17 protein-coding genes are annotated in these 22487 nt (G+C 69.5%); 9 read left to right on the forward strand and 8 right to left on the reverse strand.

Annotation, left to right across the window (positions count from 1 at the left end; all coding sequences use genetic code 11):
- Nucleotides 1-71: 71 nt before the first annotated feature.
- A complete protein-coding gene (locus ACWD6N_RS10380; protein ID WP_387329075.1) occupies nt 72-1070 on the reverse strand; it encodes a LacI family DNA-binding transcriptional regulator in 999 nt (332 codons plus the stop codon).
- 418 nt (nt 1071-1488) lie between these two features.
- On the opposite strand from ACWD6N_RS10380, the gene ACWD6N_RS10385 reads away from it, so the two are divergent.
- The 5 genes from ACWD6N_RS10385 (at nt 1489) to ACWD6N_RS10405 (ending at nt 10261) form a co-directional block, all read left to right on the forward strand.
- Complete coding sequence (locus tag ACWD6N_RS10385; RefSeq protein ID WP_450004672.1) at nt 1489-4743, forward strand: DUF2961 domain-containing protein; 3255 nt, start codon at nt 1489-1491, stop codon at nt 4741-4743.
- An 80-nt stretch (nt 4744-4823) separates the two neighbouring features.
- A complete protein-coding gene (locus ACWD6N_RS10390) occupies nt 4824-6362 on the forward strand; it encodes a sugar ABC transporter ATP-binding protein (RefSeq protein WP_354965814.1) in 1539 nt (512 codons plus the stop codon).
- Nucleotides 6359-7423: an ABC transporter permease gene (locus ACWD6N_RS10395; RefSeq protein ID WP_387329081.1), complete on the forward strand. Its 1065-nt coding sequence runs from the start codon at nt 6359-6361 to the stop codon at nt 7421-7423. Before ACWD6N_RS10390 ends, ACWD6N_RS10395 begins: the two co-directional genes overlap by 4 nt.
- Nucleotides 7424-7446: 23 nt before the next feature.
- Entirely contained in the window at nt 7447-8451 is a 1005-nt protein-coding gene (locus ACWD6N_RS10400; RefSeq protein WP_354965812.1) for a substrate-binding domain-containing protein, read from the forward strand.
- A 118-nt stretch (nt 8452-8569) separates the two neighbouring features.
- Nucleotides 8570-10261: a glycoside hydrolase family protein gene (locus ACWD6N_RS10405; RefSeq protein WP_387329086.1), complete on the forward strand. Its 1692-nt coding sequence runs from the start codon at nt 8570-8572 to the stop codon at nt 10259-10261.
- Nucleotides 10262-10313: 52 nt separating this feature from the next.
- Here the strand turns inward: ACWD6N_RS10405 and ACWD6N_RS10410 are convergent, their stop codons facing one another.
- From ACWD6N_RS10410 to ACWD6N_RS10420, 3 genes are all read right to left on the reverse strand, one after another.
- On the reverse strand, nt 10314-10937 hold the full coding sequence (locus ACWD6N_RS10410) for an OmpA family protein (protein ID WP_387329089.1): 624 nt from the start codon (nt 10935-10937) through the stop codon (nt 10314-10316).
- Nucleotides 10921-11520, reverse strand: coding sequence for a hypothetical protein (locus ACWD6N_RS10415; RefSeq protein WP_387329091.1), 600 nt, complete (start codon nt 11518-11520; stop codon nt 10921-10923). The genes ACWD6N_RS10410 and ACWD6N_RS10415 overlap by 17 nt, the downstream gene beginning before the upstream one ends.
- 310 nt (nt 11521-11830) lie before the next feature.
- A complete protein-coding gene (locus tag ACWD6N_RS10420) occupies nt 11831-13612 on the reverse strand; it encodes a DUF4091 domain-containing protein (protein ID WP_387329094.1) in 1782 nt (593 codons plus the stop codon).
- A 189-nt stretch (nt 13613-13801) separates the two neighbouring features.
- Between ACWD6N_RS10420 and ACWD6N_RS10425 the strand changes: the two genes are divergently transcribed.
- Both ACWD6N_RS10425 and ACWD6N_RS10430 read left to right on the forward strand, forming a co-directional pair.
- Nucleotides 13802-14755, forward strand: coding sequence for a hexose kinase (locus ACWD6N_RS10425; RefSeq protein WP_387329097.1), 954 nt, complete (start codon nt 13802-13804; stop codon nt 14753-14755).
- Entirely contained in the window at nt 14752-15585 is an 834-nt protein-coding gene (locus ACWD6N_RS10430) for a class II fructose-bisphosphate aldolase (RefSeq protein WP_387329099.1), read from the forward strand. Before ACWD6N_RS10425 ends, ACWD6N_RS10430 begins: the two co-directional genes overlap by 4 nt.
- A 15-nt stretch (nt 15586-15600) precedes the next feature.
- Here ACWD6N_RS10430 and ACWD6N_RS10435 read toward each other — a convergent pair whose 3' ends face one another.
- The 4 genes from ACWD6N_RS10435 to ACWD6N_RS10450 all read right to left on the reverse strand — a co-directional run bounded on the left by ACWD6N_RS10435 (nt 15601) and on the right by ACWD6N_RS10450 (nt 19415).
- Nucleotides 15601-16425, reverse strand: coding sequence for a DeoR/GlpR family DNA-binding transcription regulator (locus ACWD6N_RS10435; RefSeq protein WP_387329102.1), 825 nt, complete (start codon nt 16423-16425; stop codon nt 15601-15603).
- Nucleotides 16422-17348, reverse strand: a complete 927-nt coding sequence (locus ACWD6N_RS10440) for a carbohydrate ABC transporter permease (RefSeq protein WP_387329104.1) — start codon at nt 17346-17348, stop codon at nt 16422-16424. The genes ACWD6N_RS10435 and ACWD6N_RS10440 overlap by 4 nt, the downstream gene beginning before the upstream one ends.
- 3 nt (nt 17349-17351) lie before the next feature.
- The gene (locus ACWD6N_RS10445; RefSeq protein ID WP_387329107.1) at nt 17352-18209 is read right to left on the reverse strand and encodes a carbohydrate ABC transporter permease; all 858 of its coding nucleotides are present in this window, start codon (nt 18207-18209) and stop codon (nt 17352-17354) included.
- A gap of 90 nt (nt 18210-18299) precedes the next feature.
- Nucleotides 18300-19415: an extracellular solute-binding protein gene (locus ACWD6N_RS10450; RefSeq protein WP_449936345.1), complete on the reverse strand. Its 1116-nt coding sequence runs from the start codon at nt 19413-19415 to the stop codon at nt 18300-18302.
- A gap of 424 nt (nt 19416-19839) precedes the next feature.
- Here ACWD6N_RS10450 and ACWD6N_RS10455 point away from each other — a divergent pair, with 424 nt between their 5' ends.
- A complete protein-coding gene (locus ACWD6N_RS10455; protein ID WP_387329113.1) occupies nt 19840-20733 on the forward strand; it encodes an SIS domain-containing protein in 894 nt (297 codons plus the stop codon).
- Nucleotides 20734-20872: 139 nt separating this feature from the next.
- Complete coding sequence (locus tag ACWD6N_RS10460; RefSeq protein ID WP_354965801.1) at nt 20873-22372, forward strand: Gfo/Idh/MocA family protein; 1500 nt, start codon at nt 20873-20875, stop codon at nt 22370-22372.
- The last annotated feature ends 115 nt before the right edge of the window (nt 22373-22487 follow it).

Here is a 22487-nt window from a genome sequence, read left to right on the forward strand (position 1 = left end):
GGCGGGGAGCCTGACGGGCCAGTGGGGGCAGGCTCTCCGCCTCCACCGCGGGCGGCTGGCCACCCGCTCCGTCACCTCGGGCGGCTGGAGCTCTCGCGTACCTGGAGGCCTGTGCTGAGGGTGACGGTCGACGGCGGTCGCGCCGGGTTGGCGATCCGTTCGGTGAGCAGCACCCCGGCCGCCCGCCCCAGGTCGTATGTCGGCTGGGAGACGGTGCTCAGCGATGGTCTGACCAGGTGGGCCCAGGGGATGTCGTCGAACCCGACCACCCCGAACTCGGCCGGCACCTTGACCCCGCGGTCGACGAGACACTCGACCGCGCCGACGGTCATCAGGTTGTTCGTCGCGAAGACGCTGTCGGGCGGGTTGTCACTGTCGAGCAGCGAGGCCATGGCCCGATAGCCACCCTCCTCGCGGAAGTCCGCGTACCGCACCAGGTTGTCGGTCGCCTCCCGCTCGTGCGACCGCAACGCCCGCTGGTAGCCGCGGAGTCGCTGCGCGGCGGTGGAGATCCGGCGTGGACCGGTGATACAGGCGACCCGCTGGTAGCCGTTGTCGAGAAGGTGGGTGGTCGCCAGCTCGGCCCCGTGCACGTTGTCGACGAGTACCGTGTCGATGCTGACGCCACGCAGTTGACGGTCGATCGCCACGACCGGGATGCGCGCCTCGACGAGCCGGTTGATGACGGTCGGTCGGCCCGACGTGGAGATGATGACACCCGCCATCCGCTCGGCCAGAGCGGCGGCGATGTACCGGGACTCCTTCTCCGGGTCCTCGTCGCTGTTGCACAGGACCACGGAGTAGCCGGCGCCCTGCGCGACGTCTTCGACCCCTCGCACCATCGAGGTGAAGAAGGGGTTTCCAATGTCGGAGATGATGACCGCCCAGAGGCTGGTCTGGCTCAGGCGCAGGTTGCGGGCGACGGCGTTGGGGCGGTAGTCGAGCTCCCGCATCGCCTGCTGCACCCGCGCCGCCATGACTGGATCGACCGTGGTCCGTCCGTTCAGCACCCGCGATACCGTCGCGGGTGAAACCTGAGCCTGCCGTGCCACGTCATAGATCGTCGCCATGCGCCTCCATCCGCCTCCATTCGCTCGACTGGTCCGCCGCGGTGCTTCGGCGCGTCCGCCGAGCGCGCTCCGGTGCCGGAACCCGGCATCCTACGGGGGTCTGCGACGGTCACGGGTTGACGCTGAGCCGCAGGGTGTCACCGCGATCCACCACCACCTCGACTCACCGCAACGAGAATACGCCCGTGCGCCACGTGGTGCTGTGGCGTGCTCGCACGATCGAAGAAATCGTTTGCTCGTCTGAGCGAGGACGATAAAAGCAGGTTGGGTCGCTGTCAACAGCATCGGCCGTCGACACCGATCGAGGATTGACCGTCGCGTGGAGGCGTGCCTACCCTGATCGCTGTTGCAGTGAGAAATCGATTCCTTGCTCCACTGCACCGCGATCCGCCCCACCCACCGACGTGGAAGGCGATTCATGACACCCACCACCCCCGCACCGCGTACCTCCGCTCGCCGCCTGCTGCGCGCCGCGTTCACCGCGGCGCTGGTCGCCGGAACCGCCCTGGTCGGCCCAGCCGTGCCGGCCTCGGCTGCGGCGCACAGCCCCTCCGACAACGGTCCCACCGGATGGGACGTCTACCGCAGGCTCGACCGCCTCGCCGAACTTCCCGACGGACCACGGGCCTACCAGTTCTCGAGTTTCGACCGCGGTGGCGGCAACGACGACGGCTTCTCCGGCCAGTACTCGTGCCTGCGCACCGGCGCCGAGGGCTGCGTCCTCGCCGAGGCTGCCGGCGCCGGTGAGATCGACTCGATCTGGTTCACCCGCGACGAGGGCAACGTCTCCGCCACCGGCACCATCAAGGTCGTGCTCGACGGTGTGACCGTGCTCGACGCCAAGCTCCAGGACGTCGTGGACGGCAAGCTCGGCGCGCCCTTCGTCTACCCGGTCGTCGGCAACGCGGCGCAGAGCTCCGGCGGTGTCTACATCAAGGCGCCCATGACCTACCGCAGCTCGATGCGGGTGACGACCGAGAAGAACCCGATCTTCTACCACGTCACCTACCGCAGGTTCACCACCGCCGACGGGGTGCGCACCTTCGACCCGTCGGACCGCGCGTTGGACGTCATCGACCAGCTCAAGGCCGCCGGGACCCGCGACCCCAAGCGCCCGGAGCCCGGCGCGACCACCGCCGACCGGCAGTTCAGCGTCCCCGCCAAGGGCGCGGTGACCCTCGCCAGCGGCGTCGGCCCCGGCGCGATCAGCGCGTTGCAGCTGCGGATCCCGCAACTCGTCGGGCCGCCGACGCCGGTCGCCGATGACGGGCGCGCCTACGGCTCCGGCGGCGGCAGCGAATTCCGGGTGGCCGTCGACCCGGCGAACGCCGGAGTACGGCTGACCCGCCGGCTGGACCCGCACATCGGGCACCAGCGGGCGCAGGTCGTCGTGGATGGCGTGCCGGTCGCCGAGTGGCCGGCCAATGACCCGGTGCCCTTCGGCACCTGGCTCGACCAGACCGTCGACCTTCCGGCGAGTGCCACGGCCGGCAAGTCCACGATCACCATCCGGAACCAGTTCATCTCCTCAGACCTGGACGTCAACGAGTTCACCTACTGGGTCGACAGCCTCGTCGCCGGCACCGCCAAGCGGACCGACACCCTCGACCTCGGCCCGTCCCACACCGACGCCGAGGCCGCCCACAGCTACCGGATCACCACCCAGACCTGGCAGGGCAGCAACACCATGAGCTACCCGGCGGACGCCGACCGCAAGGCGGCCGTCGCGGCCTCCGACGCGGTGCTGCGGGACAGCCGGCTGCGCATCACCTTCGACGGCGAGACCACCGTGGACGCGCCACTCGGCGAGTTCTTCGGCACCGGCCTCGGGCTGCACCCGGTGCGATCGCTGATGTTCGGTGTCGATCCGGCGACCGCGACGTTGTCGGCCTGGTGGCCGATGCCCTACCGGTCACGGTTCAGCATCGAGTTGCGCAACGGATCCAGCGTGCCGATCACAACGTCGGCGGCCTCCGTGACCACCGCACGCTCCGCGCACTGGGCGCCGGCACTGCGCCCAACCGGCACGGCGGGACACTTCCGGGCCACCGCGACGAGCGCCGACACCACCCCCGGCGCCGACCACGCCTTCCTCGACGTCGCCGGCCGTGGAAAGTTCGTCGGTGTCACGCACACCGTGGAGGGGCACATCCCCGCGGGCAACCAACGCAACTACCTCGAGGGCGATGAGCGGGTCTACGTGGACGGCGCGCAGAGCCCGAGCATCCACGGCACCGGGACCGAGGACTTCTACGAGAGCGGCTGGTACTTCAACCACGGCACGTTCTCGGCGCCCACCAACGGCAACCCGGCCCACGAGGTCAGCGACTACGGCTGCCAGTACGACTGCACCGGCGCGTACCGGCTGATGCTCGCCGAGGCGGTGTCATTCGCGACCGACCTGCGTTTCGGCATCGAGCACGGTCCGGGCGACCAGGATCCAGCCCGGTACGGCTCGACCGCCTACTGGTACGGGCAGGACACCGTCGCTCAGCGCTGGACCGACACCGTCGACGTCGGCGACGCCGGCAGCGAGTCGGCGCACGCGTACTCCTCCGGCGGCGAGCGCCAAGTCCTCACCGCGACCTTCGAGGGCGACGACGGCGCACCCCGGCCGGTCACCGACGACACCCGCGCCTCGGCCACGCCGATCCGGTTCCGGGTGGCCCTGGACCGGGACAACACCGGTGCCGTCCTGCGCCGGGTGGGGGACCAGTCCACCGGGTACCAGTCGGTGGCCGTGCAGGTCGACGGGCGGGACGCCGGCACCTGGTCGCAGCCGCTGGCCAACGGTTCCCACCGCTGGTTGGAGGACGAGTTCCGACTGCCACCCGCGCTCACCCGCGACAGGTCGACGGTGACCGTCACGTTGAGGCCGACCGCCGGCGCCCCGACCTGGTCCGCGGCACGGTACGCGGTGCTGAGCGAGGTCACCCCCTTCGTCGACAGGACCAGGCCCAGCCAGGTCACCGGGCTCACGGCCACCAGCGCCACCACCAACGCGGTGGCGCTGGCCTGGCGGCTGGCCTCCGACGACGTGTACGCGCCGAGCTACCAGGTGTTCGCCTCGCGGAAGGCCGGGTTCACGCCCGGACCGGACAACGAGGTGGGCACCACGACACGGCCGAGCTTCGAGCACAGCGGTCTGGGCCTTCGTGAGACCTGGTACTACCGGGTACGCGCGGTGGACGCCGCGGGCAACCTCGGCGCCTACTCGGCGCCAGCGTCGGCCGCCACCGGCGACACGCTGCGGATCGAAGCCGAATCGCTGCTGCCCGCGGTCTCCGCCGACGCACCGGCGGAGGTGCAGGGCGACTGCTGCGGCATCCAATGGTCGCGGAGCGCACAGCTGTGGTTCCGACCAAACGCGCCGAACCGGAGTGTGACGGTGGCGTTCGAGGTGCCCACGACCGGCACCTACCAGCTGCGGCTGGTGCAGACGCTGGCGGGGGACTACGGCACCAACACGGTGGCGATCGACGGCACCGGGATCGGCGAGGCGTTCGACGCGTACCACTCGCCGGGGGTGATCGTCAGCGACCCGCTGGACTACGGCCAGCGGGAGCTGACCGCGGGCCGGCACACGCTCACCCTCACGGTGACCGGCAAGGCCGCCGCGTCGAGCGGCTACCTGGCCGGCCTCGACTACATCGAGGCTCGCCTAACCTCGTGACCGGTCGGAGTCGGAGGCCCAGAGCACGGGTCTCCGACTCCGTCCAACCCAGATCCCGCAGACGAGCCACGAGGTGCCGCATGACAGATCGGCCGCTGGTCCGGATGACCGGCATCGGCAAGCGGTTCGGCGGCGTGCACGCCTGCCGCGACATCGACCTCACCGTCACCGCCGGTGAGGTGCACGCGCTGCTCGGCGAGAACGGAGCCGGCAAATCCACGCTGATCAACGTTCTCTCCGGTGTGATCACCGAGTACGACGGGACGATCGAGGTGGACGGGGAGCCGGTGAGCTTCGGCGGCCCGGCCGATGCGCAACGCGCTGGTATCGCGACCATCCACCAGGAGCTGGACCTGGTGGCCGGGCTGTCCATCGCGGAGAACATGTTCCTCGGGCGGGAGCCGCGCACCCGCCTGGGTACCGTCGACATCCGGGAGATGCGCCGGCAGGCCGCGGCGCACCTGCGGACACTCGGCGCCGACCTGGACCCGCGCCGGCTCGTGGGGTCACTGCGCGTCGGCGAGCAACAGCTGGTCGAGATCGGCCGGGCCCTGTCGCTGCGCGCGCGAGTCCTGATCATGGACGAACCGACCGCGGCACTGGCCGACGCCGAGGTCGAACGGCTCTTCGCGACGATCGCCGAGCTGCGCCGAGCCGGAGTCGGCATCGTCTACATCTCGCACCGGATGGCGGAGATCGAGGTCATCGCGGACCGGGTCACCGTGCTGCGCAACGGCAGCGTCGCCGGCACCGTCGACCCACGGGTCGCCTCCCGCGACGACATCATCCAGCTCATGGTCGGTCGGTCGGTCGACGCGCTCTTCGGCGAGGGCCGCAACGAACCCGGTGACGTGCTGCTCGACGTACGAGGGTTCGCCGTGACGCCCCGCCGGCCGGTACCCGGGCGGACCGAGCCGGCCGGCGTGGACCTCACGGTGCGCTCCGGAGAGATCGTCGGCCTCGCCGGGTTGATGGGCGCCGGGCGTACCGAACTGCTGGAGACGTTGTTCGGCGCGGGCGGCTCCGGCCGGCACACCGGCCAGGTGCTGATCGGCGACCGACCGTACCGCCCGGGTGGGCCCCGGGCGGCACTGGCGCACGGGGTGGCGTTCGTGCCCGAGGACCGGCGCGGCGCGGGGCTGATGCTGGAGCACTCCGTGGCGGACAACGTCGTGCTCTCCGCGCTGTCGTCGCTGACCACACTCGGGCTGGTACGCCGCCCGCTGCTGCGCCGAACGGTCGCCGCACAGCTCACCACCCTGGCGGTGAAGGCGGCGTCACCGTCGATCGCCGTGGCCACCCTCTCCGGCGGAAACCAGCAGAAGATCGTGTTCGCCAAGCAACTGCTGATGCGTCCGCGACTGCTCCTGCTCGACGAGCCGACCCGAGGGGTGGACATCGGCGCCAAGGCCGAGATCTACCACCTGCTGCACCGGCTCGCCGACTCCGGCATGGCGATCCTGCTCGCCTCGTCGGAGCTGCCGGAGCTGCTGAGCCTCTGTGACCGGGTGGTCGTCCTGCACCGCGGTCGCACGGTTGCCGTGCTGCCCCGCGCCTCCGCCACCCAACAAGCCATCCTCGCCGCGGCCAACGGGGACGACGTCAAGGAGTCTCGATGAATCCGCCCAACCCCACCAGCCTCGCCGAATCGCCGCCGGAGACACCGCCCCGCCGCCGGGCGATCCGACTGCCGAACGACCGGCAGGCGATCGTCGACAACTTCTTCCGATTCCAGAGCCTGTTCGGGCTCGTCGCTGTCTTCCTCATCGCGATCGCCGTGTCGCCGTCCCGCAACGGCGAGAACGTCTTCCTCAGCTCCGGAAACCTCGCCAACATCGTCCGGGCGGTCTCGGAGATCGGCATCATCGCCGTCGGCATGACGTTCGTCATCCTGATCGGCGGCATCGACCTCTCCGTCGGGGCGGTGCTCGGGCTCGCCGCGGTCGGGTCGGCCACCCTGATGGTCGACAGCGGCCTGGGCATCGTGCCGACGGTCCTGATCGTGCTCTTCATCGGCACCGCGTTCGGGGCCACCCAGGGCGCGATCGTCGCCCGCCTCGGGATCCAGTCCTTCATCGTCACCCTGGCCGGCCTGCAAGCGGCCCGGGGCATCGCCCGGATGTGGTCGGGCGGGCTGGGCATCCCGATCGCCTACGGCGACGGGCCGCAGGAGGCGCCCGAGACGTTCTCGCTGCTGAGCGGCTCGATCAACGGGGTACTACCGGTGCCGGCCCTGCTCTTCCTCGCCATCGGCGTCGGCGCGCTCCTCGTGCTGCGCAGCACCGCCTTCGCGCGACACGTCTACGCCATCGGCGGCAACGAAAAGGCCGCCCGGCTCTCCGGCGTGCCCGTACGGCGCGTCCGGGTCACCGTCTTCGCGATCTCCGGCCTGCTCGCCGCGCTGGCCGGGATCATCCACGCCGGTCAGCTCAACCAGGGCAGCCCGAACGACGGTGCCGGCTACGAACTGGACGCGATCGCGGCCGTGGTCATCGGCGGGACGAGTCTCGCCGGTGGCAGTGGATCCATGGGCGGCACGATCGCCGGCGCCCTGCTGCTCGGGATCCTGAACAACATCCTCGCCCTCAACAACATCGACGCGAACGTGCAGCTGGTCGTCAAGGGACTGGTCATCGTCGCTGCCGCCGCGTTGCAGAGGCTTCGTCCCCGCATCGCCTGACCCACCACCACCATGGAGGAAACATGCGCTACGCCCGAAGAGCCATCACGATCCTCACACTGGCCGCGCTCGCGGTCACCACGGGATGCAGCGTCGAGAAGGACGGCGGCGACGGTGGCACCGACGCCTCCTCCCAGTGCGGCAGCGGCAAGGAGTTCCTGATCGGCATGTCGCAGGCCAACAACGCCGAGCCGTACCGGCAGGTCATGAACGACGACGTGACCACCGCGGCGAAGGCCGTGCCCGGGTTCCGTGTCGTCGTCTCGGACGCGGCCCAGGACAACAGCAAGCAGGTCGCCGACGTGGAGAACTTCCTCTCCCAGCAGATCAACCTGCTGATCATCTCGCCGAACGAGGCGAAGCCGCTCACCGGCGTGGTGAAGAAGGCGTACGACCAGGGCATCCCGGTCATCGTGCTCGACCGCAAGGTCGAGGGTGACGCGTACACCGCGTTCATCGGCGGCGACAACGTGGCGATCGGCAAGGCGGCGGGCGAGTACTACGCCAAGACGCTGCTGCCGCAGGGCGGCAAGGTCGTCGAGATCTCCGGCCTGCCCGGCTCCACCCCGGCCGCCGAGCGCGCCCAGGGCTTCCGAGACGGCATCGCGAGCAACCCGAAGATCGAGATCGTTGCCACCCAGACCGCTGAGTGGCTGCGGGAGAAGGGGCAGAGCGTGATGGACGCGATGCTCAAGGCCCAGCCGGACATCGACGCGGTGTACGCGCACAACGACCCGATGGCGGAGGGCGCCTACCTGGCGGCGAAGGCCGCCGGCAAGGAGACCGCGATCAAGTTCACCGGGATCGACGCGTTGCCGGTCCCGTCCGGCGGCATCAAGGCGGTCGAGCAGGGTCGCCTGCAGGCGACGTTCCAGTACGCGACCGGCGGACGCGAAGCGATCGACCTGGCCAAGAAGATCCTGGTCGACTGCACGAAGGACGTGCCGAAGTCGACGACCCTCGGCACGATGCAGATCACCAAGGACAACGCTGTGCAGGCCTACACCGAGCTCGGCGGCAAGCAGTAACAGTTCCGCGGCTGCGGGCCCGCCGCGATGGCTGGGCGGGCCCGCACCACCGAACGACCGGCGAATCAGCCACCGGAAGCCGTCACCGCAAACCCGCATCGAGCCCTGGAGGAAAGCGATGTCCCGCCTACCGTCCCGCGTTGGCCGGCTGTCCGTGCTGCTAGCGGCCGCCCTGAGCCTGATCGCGACACCGGTTCCGGCTTGGGCGGCCGACCCGCCTGCGATCGACAACCAGCCGTACGAGAACCGGTCCACCATGGTCGGCGCCGGTGACTTCGTGCCCGTCTACGACCCCAGCGTCGGCGAGAACGAGCGCTGGTACTACAACGACCACACCATGGTGCGCGACCGCCGTACCGGCGAGTGGCACATCTTCGCGATCACCCACGCTGAGCCCGCCAACCCGCTCGACGAGCGGTTCTTCGGCCACGCCACGGCACCGTCTCCGCGCGGGCCCTGGACGAAGCAGCCGTTCGCGCTGGAGGCCGACCCCGCCGCCGGCGAGAGCCACATCTGGGCGCCGTACGTCCTGTTCCACGGCGGCACGTACTACATGTACTACGCGGGCGGCACCGCGGACCACACGGCCTACCGGATGCAGCTGGCCACGTCGAAGGATCTCAAGACCTGGACCCGCCACCCGGCGAACCCCCTGTTCACCGACGGCTTCGACGGCCGGGACCCGATGGTCACCCGCGTGGGCAGCCAGTGGGTGATGTACTACACCGCCAACAGCACGCCGGCCGGCGGTCACCACATCGTCGCCTACCGCACCAGCAGGGACCTGGTGCACTGGGGCGCCCGGCAGACGGCCTTCGAACACCCGGCCACCGGCACCTTCGGCGGCCCGACCGAATCGCCGTTCGTGGTGCGTCACGGCGGATCGTGGTACCTCTTCGTGTGCTGCGAGAGCGGATACCAGGACACCCGCGTCTACCGCAGCGCCGACCCCTTCCACTTCAGCGTCGACCAGTTGGCGGGGCAGATCAACGCGCACGCCGCCGAGGTGGTCAAGGACGACTCCGGCACGGGCGACTGGTATGTCACCGGTGCCGGCTGGGGCCAGGGCGGACTCTGGCTGGCACCGCTGCACTGGCGTACGCCGGTGGTGACGAAGGGCCGCGTCGTCACCACTCCCTACTACCGCGCCGTCGTGCAGACAGCACCTCAGGCCCGGCTGGTCTCCTATGACGCCGACCCCGCCGGACGTGGCGAGTACCGACCGGTCACGGACTCGTCGTCGCGCTCCACGGCGCCCTACCTCGCGGTCGGAGCCTTCGGGCCGACAGACGTGGCGGGCGCCGCCAGGGACGTGACCGTCTCCGCCGACGGCACCGACCTGAGCCTCAACGGCATCCCCTTCGGAGACGAACCGGTGACCGCCGACTGGCGGTTCCGGTTCGATGCGGCCACCACGGACCTCAGCCTCGTCTGGCACGTGGCCGGCCCGACCACCGCGCCGGTCTGGGAAGCCGCCTGGAACCTGGACTCGGCCCTGCCGCGGCTCGGCGACCCCGGCCAGCAGGACAGGGACGGCGACGCCGCGGGTTTCACCAGTTGGACACTTGCCACCGACGACACGACCACGTTGGTGGCCGCCTACCGTGCCGGCTCGGCCTGGAACGAGGACAACCGGTGGTTCCACCGGCCCAGCGGATCCATCGCATGGCAACCGCTGTGGCAGCCCGGCGGACGGTCGTTGCCCCTCGGTGACCTTCCCGGGGGAACCTGGCGGCTCGGGGTGAGCGGGACCGCCGCGGACACGTCATTCGCCGAGGCGCTGGCGGCAGGCCTCAACGGCTCGAGGTAGCGGCCCGGTCGTCCGGAGACCAGCCGTGCTGGCGGCTGGTCTCCGGGTCCGATCACTTGTCGAACCGGATCTCGACGCGTCGATTGCTGGCCCGGCCCTTCGGGTTGTCCTTGCCGTCCACGGTGTTCGGCGCGACGGGTCGGGTCTCCCCGAAGCCCTTGACCTCGTAGGTGATCTGGCTGCCGGCGAGTCCCACGGCCAACTCGTCCCGGACCGCCTCGGCTCGTCGACGGGACAACGTCAGGTTCTGCGCGTCGTGACCCACCGAATCAGTGTGTCCGAAAATCTGGACCTTGCCGGCGGCCTGGGTACGCAGCCGTCTCGATATCTCGGCCAGCCGGGTACGGGCGGCCGGGGACAGATCGGCCTTGCCGAAGGCGAAGAGGACGTCCGCCGCCAGGGTCAGCTCGATACGCCCCCCGGACTCGGCCTCCAGGCTGTTGCCGTCGAGGTCCTCGGTGCGCAGATAGATGTCCTCCATCGGCGCCCGGATGTCGATGATCGGCGCGTTCACCTGCTCGCCGGGCCCAAGCGTTGGTCCGGGCACGGCGGCGGTCCCCGACGACGGCGTCGACGTCGGCGCAGACCAGGCGACGGCCGGTTCACTGACCAGCAGCAGAGCCAGCGCGGTCGCGGTCGCGGCCAGCGCTGTCCGTGGGCTAAGCGAGCGGGACATTCTCGAAGACCGGGACTCGGGGGATGACGACGTCGACGGCGGTGACGTCGTCCGGTGGGGCTCCGAACATGGCGTACAGGTCCACCGACTGACCGGCCTCGACGAATACCGATGAGAGACCCGACGAGGCGAGGTACTTCACCTGGCCGGGCTTCGCGTCCGGGTCACCGCTCCGCGCGACCAGGTGCCGCTTGCGGTTCTTCCGGTCGATCATTGTCACGCCGGAGAACGCCAAGGAGATGGTCTCACCTTGAAAGGCGCTGCCAATCTGCCAGCGGTCCGGGCTGTCCGTGGTGTCCGTGCGCGTCATCCGGACATTGAGGTTGACGAACCCGCTGTCGCGTCGCAACTGGTACAGCTCCACCTTCACCGGGAAGAGTTTGCCGCTGTCGCTGATCTGCATGTCCCGGCTCGCGATCGGGGAGCCCAGTTCCTCGGGCTTACCCGGCGCGGCACCGATGGTGTCCTTCGAGTCCTTCGTGGCATCTGAGCCATCGGTCCTGTCGATGCTGCTGCATCCGGCGAGGACCAGGGCCACCGCTATCGCAAGCGAACCGGCGGCCATTGTGTTGCGCAAACGCACGGATTTCCTCCCCGTAGGCTGACCGACTGCCAGTGACTCCGACGACCGTTTGATCGTGGAGGAGCCCCTGCGTCCGTGCCGGGCCGCGACCGGCCCCTGGGAGACGGTAGTAGACGGCACCGGATCGGCAAATGCTTATGCGATGGCCCGGGAGGGTGGAGCGTTGCGGGCATGCGGGGCCGCGACGGCCACCGCCCGCTCCGTCGAGGCAGCCTGCGAGGGGCGCCCGCGGCCGATCAACGGTGGCCGCCGCAGGTCACGCGACACGGCGTGCGTGGCACGCCGCCGCCGTGTCGCGTGACGCCGGTGGTCAGTCGGTCGGGTATTCCGCCAGTGCCTCGACGACCGCCGCTCGGGCGTCGAGCAGCGCCTGGTAGGCGGCCGGTCCGGGGGTGGCCGCGGGTTCGACACCGGCCAGCGCGGCCACCCGCGCCGGGTGGTCCTGGCCGCCGCGTTCGGCTAGCTGGTCGAGCAGGGCGAAGTCATCCTGACCGTCGCGGAACAGCTCCCACCGGATGCTCGACACCGGTCCGTCCTTGCCCGGGTAGACGAGGTACTCGTCGCCCTGCCGGTAGCGGTAGGACCCGTCGGTGTACGGGTCCTGCGGCCACGAGTTGTACGCCCAACGCAGGTAGCCGTCGAGGTTGCGTTGTGCGCTGAGCCAGGACAGCACGCGTGCGCCGAGGGGTGCGGCCGGGGTCACTGTGTTCGGGTAGGCCGGGTTGGACCAGGTGTAGAAGGTGGTCTTCTTGCCCTCCGCCCGGCGCCGGTCGATCATCTCCTGCGACCAGTGGTCAACGTCGGAGTAGTTGAGCGACAGGTCCTGCGCGAATGCGTCGGTGCTCGCGGAACCGGCGATCGCAATCTGGTCGACGAAGACCGGTGCGACCTCCCGGACCAGGTCGATGGCCACCTGCATCTCGCTCGCGGGCCGCTCGTCGAAGGCGAGGTAGGTCCGGTCCAGCCAGCCCCGGTCCCGTACGTGGTCCTCGAACGCGACGAGGAACGCCGACCAGGCGTCCTTCCACTCCGCGCCGCCCAGTGAGACCTCCTGGTCCACCCGCTGACCGGTCCGGGTGTCGGTGTAGACGACGTGCTGGTAGCCGCGGAACATCAGCAGCCCGAAGGCGTGGATGTACGGGCCGATGCCGGCCCGCATCCCCTCCTCGACCAGACGGTCCCAGTTGGCGAAGTCGAAGGACCACTGCTCGCCGTCGTGGAACCAGTCGACGGCCGAGTGGTACGGCACGTAGGTTTGCGACCGCCACTGGCCGTCCGGCCACAGCACCGGCCACGGGTCCTCGGCTATTGCCGAGTTGATGACGCGTTGGCCGCGTGAGGCCAGGTCCTCCAGGTACGGCCGGATGGCCTTGAAGTGCTGGTCGGACCACAGTTCGAGGCCGGCCTGGTCGGCGATGGTGTCTGGCTGGAACCAAAGATTCAGGTGGAAGTCCCGCCCGGCGACCGGCGGCAGGGTCACGTCGGCGATCTTCACCGTGAGGTCGTACTCGATCGGCTTGACCCTGTGGGCGGTCACGGTGATCCGGCTGCGATAGGTGCCCGGGCGGGCGTCCGGTGGTACGGCGAGGGTGAACCAGACCGGCTGCGCCTGGCCGGCGGGCACGTCCACCCGGTCGACCTCGCGCAGCGGGTCGGCGATCATCCCGCCTCGGTCGTCGGGGATGTAGGCGGGATAGCGGACCTGGATCGCCTTCGAGATCGCGCCGCCCTTGCCGGTCGGCTTCAACGGACCAACCTGCACCCGGAGTTTTTCGAGGTCCTGGGCGCTGGCCACGGCGAGTTGGGCCGACGCTTGTCCGCCCCGGACGGTCGCCAAGGACAGTTGCCGGGCGTTGCCGGTGGGCAGCGACTCCGGGGCGACCTGCGGGACGCGCTCGAACGACGAGGACGCAAAGTCGCCGGTCGGCACCCAGGTCCTGAGGGCGTCCGCGGGCGGCTGCGCGCCGGCCGGAGTGGGTGCGGCGACGGATCCGACCAGGAGCGCGACGGCTGCGAGCCCGACGCTGAAACGGCGTGATCGGACCACTGTGGTCGGTGGATGGGTGATGTTCGACGGTGCGGGAGGAGGCATGTGATCAACTCCTGTGAGCGATATTGCCGGCATCCGACGGATAGCGATCAGTATTGATCAGCGTCCGCCGCGAGGCAAGAAGGGGGTGCGCGATAGCGACGGCTTTTTGTTAATATCGAGCACGAAACTCCATGCCGGAGCACCGGCGCCAGACCCCCGACGAGGAGTCGCGATGACCGAGCGGGCAACGTGATCCTCGCCGTTGCGCCGAATCCGGCGCTCGATGTGACCTATGGGCTGGGGAAACTGCACCGGGGCCGGGTGCAGCGGGTGCGGACCGTCAGCGAACGCCCCGGTGGCAAGGCCGTCAACGTCGGCCGGGTGCTTCACGAACTGGGGGAGCGGGTCCTCGTCACCGGCATGTCCGGCGGTCCGGGGGGCGCGGCCCTGCGGGCCGCTCTCGACCGGGCCGGCGTGCCGGCCGACCTGCTCGACGTACTGCCGGACGTCCGGCGCACGCTGGTCGTACACGAGACCAACGGAGTGACGACGTCGCTGTGGGAGCCTGGCTATTCGCCGATGGACCCGCCGGCCGCCGCCAACGCCCTGACCCGGCACGTGAGCGAACTCCTGGCTGGTGCCGACGCGCTGGTCGTCTCCGGCAGCCTGCCGCCCGGCGTGGACCCGGGGCTTCCGGCCCGCCTGGTCGACGCGGCGGTGGCCGCCGGAGTGCCGGCCGTCGTGGACGTCAGCGGCCCGGCCCTGCGGGCGGCGGCGACTGCTGGCGGGGCGGTGCTGATGCCGAACGCGGACGAGATGGCCGAGTTGGTCGGTCACCGGCCCTCGACGCCGGCCGAGGCCGTACGGGCGGCCCGCCGGCTGCTGCCCCCCGCCGGCCGGGTCGCCGCCGTCGTGCTGACCCTGGGCGCCGACGGGATGGCCGTGGTACGACCGGATCGGGCCATGCTGGCCGCGCCACCGGAGCGGATCGAGGGGAACGCGACCGGCGCCGGGGACGCGGCCTGTGCGGCCGTCGCCCGGCAACTCGCGGCCGCCGGGTCGCTGGACGCCGTCGACTGGCACGGCCTGCTCGTCGACGCGGTGGCGCTGTCGGCGGCAGCGGTGCTGCGTCCGGTCGCCGGTGAGGTGGACGTCCGTGCCTACCGGCGCTGGCGTGATCAGGTGAGAGTGGAGGAAGTATGACTCTGGCTTCGATGGCGGAACTCGTCATCCCGGCAGCGCGGGACCGCCGGGCCGTCGGGGCGTTCAACGTCATCCAGCTTGAGCATGCCGAGGGCATCGTGGCCGGCGCCGAGAGCGCGGTACGCCCGGTGGTGCTGCAGCTATCGGAGAATACGGCCCGCTACCACGGCAGCCTGGCGCCGCTGGCGCTGGCCTGCCTCCGGATCGCGGCGGAAGCGTCCGTGCCGGTCTGCGTACACCTGGATCACGCCACCCGGCGTGAGCTTGTCGAGCAGGCGGTCGAACTCGGGGTGCCCTCGGTGATGGTCGACGCGTCCGGGCACTCGTACGAGAAGAACGTCGCCCTGACCGCGGAGCTCGCCGCCTGGTGTCGTTCGCGGGGGGTCTGGGTCGAGGCCGAACTCGGTGCGATCGGCGGCAAGGACGGTGCGCACAAGCCCGGCGTACGGACCGATCCGGACGACGCGGCCGCCTTCGTCGCCGCCACCGGTGTCGACGCGCTCGCGGTCGCGGTCGGCTCCTCGCACGCGATGCTGAGCCGTGACGCGGTCCTCGACGACGAACTGATCGCCGCGATCGCGGCGAAGGTGCCGGTGCCACTGGTCCTGCATGGCTCGTCCGGGGTCTCCGAGGCGGGCCTGCGGTCGGCAGTCGCGCACGGAATGTCGAAGATCAACATTGCGACCCATCTCAACGCGGTCCTCACCGGTGCGGTCCGGCGTGCGCTCGCCGCCGACGAGAACCTGGTCGACCCGCGCAGGTACCTCGGTCCGGGTAGGGATGCGGTGGCCGCGCAGGTCGCCCACCTGGTCACCCTGCTCGCCCCGTGACGGCGCGGGCGGGCCTCAGGCCAGCAGCACGTTGACGCCGGCGGCGCGCAGGTCGGCCACGACCTTCGCGTCCGCGCCGTCGTCGGTCACCAGGGTGTCCACCGCGTTGACGTCGCAGATCCGGGCGAAGGAGTGCCGGCCCAGCTTCTCTGAGCCGGCCACGACGACGACCCGACGGGACCGGCGGACCATCGTCGCATCAATGCCGGCCTCGCCCTCGTCGTGACAGGACGTGCCGCCGTCGGGGGAGAACGCGTCGACCCCGAGGATCAGCACGTCGAGCCACAGCTCGTTCAGAACCATCGTGGCCAGCGGCCCGGTCAGCTCGTACGACTGGGGCAGTGCCACACCGCCGAGGATGACGGTCCGGACGTGGCGTCGCAGCACCATCTCCGTGGCGATGTTGAGTGCGTTCGTCACCACCGTCACGGCCGGCCGCTGAACGGCCTGGGCGAGGTCGACCCGCGCGGCGAGACGTCGGGCCGTCGCGGACGTGGTGGTGCCACCGTTGAACGCGACGACGTCGCCCAGTTCGACGAGCTCGCAGGCGATCGCGGCGATGCGCTCCTTGGCGCCGTTGTCGCCCCGGCCCCGGTAGCGGACCGGCAGGTCGTACGAGACGGACGTGGCCACGACGCCGCCGTGCGTCCGAGCCGCCAACTGCTGCTCCGCCAGGGTGGTGAAGTCCCGACGGACCGTCGCCTCGGAGACCTGCAGGGCGCTGGCCGCCTCGGCGACGGACAGCCTGCCGCGCGCGCCCAGGATGTCGAGCAGCGCCTGCAGGCGCTGGGCACGGTCGCGGCCGTCCGCCCGGTCGGCGGCGGCCTCGACCGTGCTCACTTGATGGCCCCCGCCGTGAGACCTGCCACCAGGCGCTTTTCAACCAATGCGAAGAGAACGATCACGGGCACGATGCCGACGATAGAGACTCCGAAGACGTATTGCCACGCCGAGTCGTACTGACCGACGAATTTCGTGATGGCGACGGTCAGCGGCTGGTTCTCCGCCGTGGTCAAGATGACGAGGCTGGCCGCGAACTCGTTCCAGCACGCGACGAAGGTGAAGATGATGGCGGTGACGATGCCCGGCCAGACCACGGGCAGGGTTACCCGCCGCAGCGTCTGCAGTTTGCTGGCACCGTCGATCATTGCCGCCTCGTCTATCTCCTTGGGCACCCCGGCGAAGAAGCTGTGCATGATCCACACCGCGAAGCTGAGGTTGAACGCGCCGTTGACGAGGATCATAGCGAGCCAGGTGTCGTCGATACCGATCGCGAGGAACTGCCGGAACAGTCCCGCCGCGAGTACGGTCGGCTGGAGCATCTGGGTCACCAGGACCAGGAGCAGGAACGCCAGCCGCCCGGGAAAGCGGTGCTTGGCCGTGTAATAGGCGGCGGGCATGGCCACCACCAGGACCAGCAGTGTCCCGCAGGCAGAGATGATTATCGTGGAGACGAGGTTGTAGGCGAGCGGCGTCTCCGGCGTGGACCACATCGACGTGTAGTTCGAGGGCACCCATTCGGTCGGCAGGTAGGTGGCCGGAATGCGCACGATCTCCGAGTGCCGCTTGAACGAGCCGATCACCATCACCAGGTAGGGCGCCAGGAAGAACAACGCCACCACCGCGCCGGCCAATGCCATCAACCACCGGCGACCGCCGCGTGGATGCCCGCCGCGGCTCCGGGTACGACCGTTGTGTCCGCTGGCGCGCACCGACTTCGTGACGCGCTCATCGCCCTGAGATCTGGTTGCCGTCGTCGCCAAGGCTCACTCGTCCCTCATCGGCCGGACAACCCGGAGGTAGATACCGATGACCGCGAGGACGATGACGAAGTTCACGACGCTCAGTGCGCTAGCCGTCTCGACCTGGCGGTCCTGCTGGATGTATTTGAAAATCAACGTGGTGGTGGTGTCCGCGTCGTACCCGGGAATGCTGCCGGTCAGTGTGCGGAGAATGGGCAGCGAGTTGAAGACGTTGATGATGTTGATCAGCACGGCGACGGCGATCGCTGGCCGCAGGACCGGGAAGATCACGCTCCAGTAGGTCCGCACCGGGCCGGCGCCGTCCACCGCGGCGGCTTCCAGCACCTCGCGCGGCACCATCTGCAGCCCGGCGAGGATCGTGTACGTGGTGAACGGCAGCGAGACGAACACCGCCACTCCCATGGCCACCAAAAAGGCCGGCACCGGCTGTCGGGTGAAGCCGAACCCGGTATCCAAGATCCCAAGGTCGACCAGGAACTGGTTCATGACCCCGTAGAAGGGATCGAGTCCGTAGTAGAAGACGGTGGCCGTCATCACGACACTCGCCGCCCACGGGACGATGACCGCGAGTCGAACCAGTCGGCGACCAGGGAAGGCCTTGTCCAGGAATTGCGCGAGCGCCATGGAGACGAGCACGGTCACCACGACGACGCCGACCACCCAGATCGCGGTGTTGAGCAGCACCCTGCCCAACGCGGGGGAGTCGAACAGCGTCACATAGTTGTCGAACCCGGCCGAGCCGCGGTCCACCCCGACCGGCGACACGTCCCGGGTCGAGGTCCAGACCAGATAGCCGGCCGGGAACAGGACGACGGTGACGATCAGGGTCAGCGCCGGCATCAGCCATGGAAGTGCCGCCACCAGGTCTCGGCGTGCCTGACGACGCGTCGAGATCGCGGGTGCCGGCACTTCCATGAGTTGGTTGGTCGTCATTTGTCAGCCGCGCAGGCTCTAGCCGTTGGCCTTGGCCTGGATTTCATCCAGCACCGCCCCGGGGTTCTTGCCCTGCCCGATCTGCCCCATCAGGCTCTGCATCGCGCCCTGGGTCGCCGCCCACTGCGGGTTCGTGCTGGGGTAGAACCGGGCGCTCGGCAGGACCTCGAGGAAGCTCGCGATCTCCGTCTTGCCCGCCAGCGCCGCTGCGCCGGACCTGGTGGTGGGCAGGAACCCCTCGGTGTCGACGAACTTCGTGTAGACCGGTGCGCTGAACACGTAGTCCAGGAAGGTCTTGAGCGCCTCCTGCTTGTCACCCTTGTTCTTGAACGCCATCAGGTGGTCGGCGACCCCGAGGGTCATCGGCTGGCCGTCCTTGGTGGCGATCGGAGCGCTCGCGTACTTGAGGCTCGGGTTCTTCTCGGCGATCTGGCCGACGGTGGGCGGGAGCGCCACCACCATGCCAATCTTGCCCTGGATGAACACGTCCAGCATGGGGGTCCGGTCGGACGCCCCGGGGTCGGGCTGGGTGGCCTTTTCGTCGATCATCCGCTTCATGAACGTGACGGCTTCGAGGGTCGCGGGGGTGTTGACCGCGATGGCCGACCCGTTGGTCCACGATCCGCCGTTGCCGAAGGTCCAGATCGAGGTTTCCGCCTGGGCCTCCTCGCTGCCCAGCGGCATGCCGTAGCCGTAGACGCCGTCGCCGAGACCGGCCACCTTCTTCGCCGCGTCGAGCAGCTGGTCCCACGTCTTCGGCGGCGCTGCGACGCCGGCACGCTCGAACAGTTCGGTGTTGTAGAACATGGTGCGGGCCGAGGCGATCAGTGGGAGGCCGTACATCGTGCCGTCGATCGAGGCGTTGTCCGCAAAGGACTTCTGGAAGTCCGCCAGCGTGCTCGCCGAGACCACCTCGTCGGCGGAGTACAACAGGTCGTCCGCCGCGAAGCCCGAGAAGGCGTCGATGTTCAGGATGTCCGGTGCCGCGTTCGACTGGACCTTGGTACGGACAACATCGTTGATGTTGTCCCAGGACTGGATCTCCAGTTCCACGTTGATGTCCGAGTGGGCCGCCTCGAAGTCGGCGATGATGCCCTCCCAGAGCGCCTTGGTGCCGTCGCTGTAGCTGGGCACAAGGAATGACAGCGTGCGTGCGTCCGCACTCTGCCCGTCGTCGCCGCCGAATCCGCAACCTGTCAGCGTCAAGCCGGCAACCGCTACGGCCGCCCACGAACGCGCGAATCTCTTCATTTCCGCCTCCACCGGCGCAGGGGACATCGCCAAAGTCGTGATCGGAATCCTGGCTGGCTGTGATCGTTCGTGACTGGTTCCCGTCGGAACCTTCCACGATCACGCCGCTGTTGGTGGGATTCTGCGTCGCTTTCCTGAGTGGCGTCAAGGTCTTTCCCTGTAACTGCTGCTCAGGCCGTGACCGACTTCCGGCGCCTCAGTGCATGTTACTGACCGGTTCCACGACCTTCTTGACAGATTCGATCAGGTCGCTCCATTCTGGAGGCGCTCCAGACCCGCTCGCATGAACCATGAGGACGAGGCACCGATGAGTGAAGGAACCTTCCTGGCGGCCGAGATCGAGACCCAGCCGGATGACTGGCTCCGTGTGCTGGACGTTCTGCCCTCGGTGGCGATGGACCTTCCGCAGCCTGGCGAGCGAGTCGCGGTGCTCGGATGTGGAACCTCGCTGTTCATCGCCCAGGCCTACGCGGCCCTACGGGAGAGCGCCGGCGAGGGCAGCACCGACGCGTGGCCGGCCAGTGAACACCAGCTGGGCCGTGGCTATGACCGGGTTCTCTGTATTACCCGCTCGGGCACCACGACCGAGGTGCTCGACGTCCTCAAGCAGTGCCGGCATCGCGTGCCCACCACCGTCATCACCGCCGACGCAACATCGCCGGCGGTGAGCCTGGCCCGTCCGGTCGTGCTCAGCGACGTCGACGAGCGTTCGGTCGTACAGACCCGCTTCGCGACGACCACCCTCGCGCTGTTGCGGGCGGCCCTCGGTCACGACCTGCGTCGGGTCGCCGAACAGGCACGGCAGGTTCTCGAGCGCGGCGCCGACGCGACGAGCCCGGCCGCGACGGCCGATCAGATCACCTTCCTCGGACGCGGCTGGACGGTCGGGCTCGCGCACGAGGCGGCCCTGAAGCTACGCGAGACGACTCAACTGTGGACCGAGTCCTACCCCGCGATGGAGTACCGGCACGGTCCGCTCAGCATCACCGCGCCCGGCAGGGTCGTCTGGGCGTTCGGAGAGGTTCCCGTCGGCTTGGCGGACCAGGTCCGGGCGACCGGCGGTCACTTCGAGTGGTCCGAGATGGATCCGCTCGCCGACCTGGTCCGCGTCCAACAGTTGTGCCTGCTGCGAGCCGGGGCAGCAGGGCTCGACCCCGACCAGCCGCGCAACCTGTCCCGGTCGGTCATCCTCGACGGCTGACCGCTCGACACTCGGGGCCAATGTGCCCGGAGGTAGCCGGGCCGGGTGGTCCGACGCTGACTGATCGCCGCGTCGACCAGCACGGCTAAGCAATTGTGCCCGCGTGACACGTCACATTCCCGCAGAGGAGCTGATCCACGTGAGTCCCAACGAAGCCAGCCCGAACGAGTCCACCGCGGCAGCCGGGTCCCACCCGTCGCGTCGTAACGTCCTGAAGGGCGTGGGCGCGCTTGGCGCCGCGGCCGGACTTGGCGGCGCCCTACTTCCAGGGACGGCGGCCGGTGCGGCGCCCGCCGCCGAACCTGCCCGGATCAAGGGCAAAGAGAAGTCCATGGTCAACGTCCCCTTCGAGGGCTTCGACGAGGTGCGTGTCGGCATCATCGGCCTTGGCAACCGCGGCGGAGACCAGGCCATGCGGTGGGCCGCCGTCTCCACGATCACCGCGGTCTGCGACATCCGGCCCGACCACGTCGCGGAGACCATCAGCCGAGTCATGGCTCAGGGCTTCCAGGACAAGGAGCCGGTCGGCTACTCCAACGGCGAGGAGGACTTCGAGCGGCTCGTCCGTCGTGACGACATCGACCTGATCTACGTCGCCACGCCGTGGGAGTGGCACCACCCGATGGCCAAGGCGGCCATGGAGCACGGCAAGCACGTCGCCATCGAGCTGCCCATCGCGCCGCACCTGGACGACATCTGGGACCTGGTCCGCACCTCCGAGCGCACCGGCAAGCACTGCATGCTGCTGGAGAACGTGAACTACTTCCGCCCCGAGATGCAGATGTTCAACATGGCCAAGGCGGGGCTTTTCGGCGAGTTGCAGCACGCCTCCGGTGGCTACGTCCACGACCTGCGCTGGCCGTACACCTTTGGGGGCGCCTACTACCCGGAGCACTGGCGGCGGCGCTGGCAGACCCGGATGAACGCCGCCCACTACCCGATGCACGGGCTCGGGCCGGTCTCGGCCTCCCTGGACATCAACCGAGGCGATCGCTTCGACGAACTCGTCGCGGTCGCCTCGCGGCCCAAGGCGCTGGCCCTGTTCCGCGAGGAGGACCCGCGGGTTGGCGCGGACCACCCGGCCTGGGACGACGATCCCTACATCTCCGGGGACCGCAAGCAGGTCTTCATCAAGACCGTCAACGACCGGTTCATCCGGGTCGAGCACGACGTGAACTCGCCCCACCCGTACAGCCGGGAGACCACGCTCACGGGGACCCGGGGTTCACTGGAACTGGACAACGCCCGGATCTACCTGGAGTCGCTCGGCCACACGAACCACGCGTGGCGGACCGGCAGTGCCTTCAGCACGATCATGAACCAGCACGACCATTGGATCTGGCCGGCCCTGGAGAACCTGGCCAGCCAGTACGGTGGGCACGGTGGCGGCGACTTCATCTCCATCTTCCGGATGGTCCAGTTGATGCGCCTGGGCATGACCCCCGACATCGACGTCTACGACTCGGCGGCGTGGTGTTCGGTGATCCCGCTCAGCCACGAGTCGCTGAAGGGCAAGGGCTTCAAGTCGGTCAAGGTGCCCGACTTCACCCGGGGCCACTGGCAGCAGGCACGCCCCACGTTCGACCGGCCGCGGCCGGAGGACCCGTGGCTGGACGGTGACGGTCGGCCGCGCCGGTAGGCATGGGCGCGGGCTGAGCTGACGCTACGCGGGGTCGGGGGGGGGCGGGGCAGCCCCCCCCCCCCCACAGCCCGCCCCCGGCCCCCCCCAAACGAAGGAGAGGGGGGGGGGGATC

It is taken from the genome of Micromonospora sp. NPDC005163, assembly GCF_053599835.1.

Bases quoted from the DNA above. Each gene is read 5' to 3' on its own strand.
- ACWD6N_RS10390 (WP_354965814.1), top strand. From the start codon at position 4,824: ATGACAGATCGGCCGCTGGTCCGGATGACCGGCATCGGCAAGCGGTTC.
- ACWD6N_RS10420 (WP_387329094.1), bottom strand. From the start codon at position 13,612: ATGCCTCCTCCCGCACCGTCGAACATCACCCATCCACCGACCACAGTG.
- ACWD6N_RS10395 (WP_387329081.1), top strand. From the start codon at position 6,359: ATGAATCCGCCCAACCCCACCAGCCTCGCCGAATCGCCGCCGGAGACA.
- ACWD6N_RS10385 (WP_450004672.1), top strand. From the start codon at position 1,489: ATGACACCCACCACCCCCGCACCGCGTACCTCCGCTCGCCGCCTGCTG.
- ACWD6N_RS10455 (WP_387329113.1), top strand. From the start codon at position 19,840: ATGAGTGAAGGAACCTTCCTGGCGGCCGAGATCGAGACCCAGCCGGAT.
- ACWD6N_RS10410 (WP_387329089.1), bottom strand. From the start codon at position 10,937: ATGTCCCGCTCGCTTAGCCCACGGACAGCGCTGGCCGCGACCGCGACC.
- ACWD6N_RS10405 (WP_387329086.1), top strand. From the start codon at position 8,570: ATGTCCCGCCTACCGTCCCGCGTTGGCCGGCTGTCCGTGCTGCTAGCG.
- ACWD6N_RS10380 (WP_387329075.1), bottom strand. From the start codon at position 1,070: ATGGCGACGATCTATGACGTGGCACGGCAGGCTCAGGTTTCACCCGCG.
- ACWD6N_RS10400 (WP_354965812.1), top strand. From the start codon at position 7,447: ATGCGCTACGCCCGAAGAGCCATCACGATCCTCACACTGGCCGCGCTC.
- ACWD6N_RS10430 (WP_387329099.1), top strand. From the start codon at position 14,752: ATGACTCTGGCTTCGATGGCGGAACTCGTCATCCCGGCAGCGCGGGAC.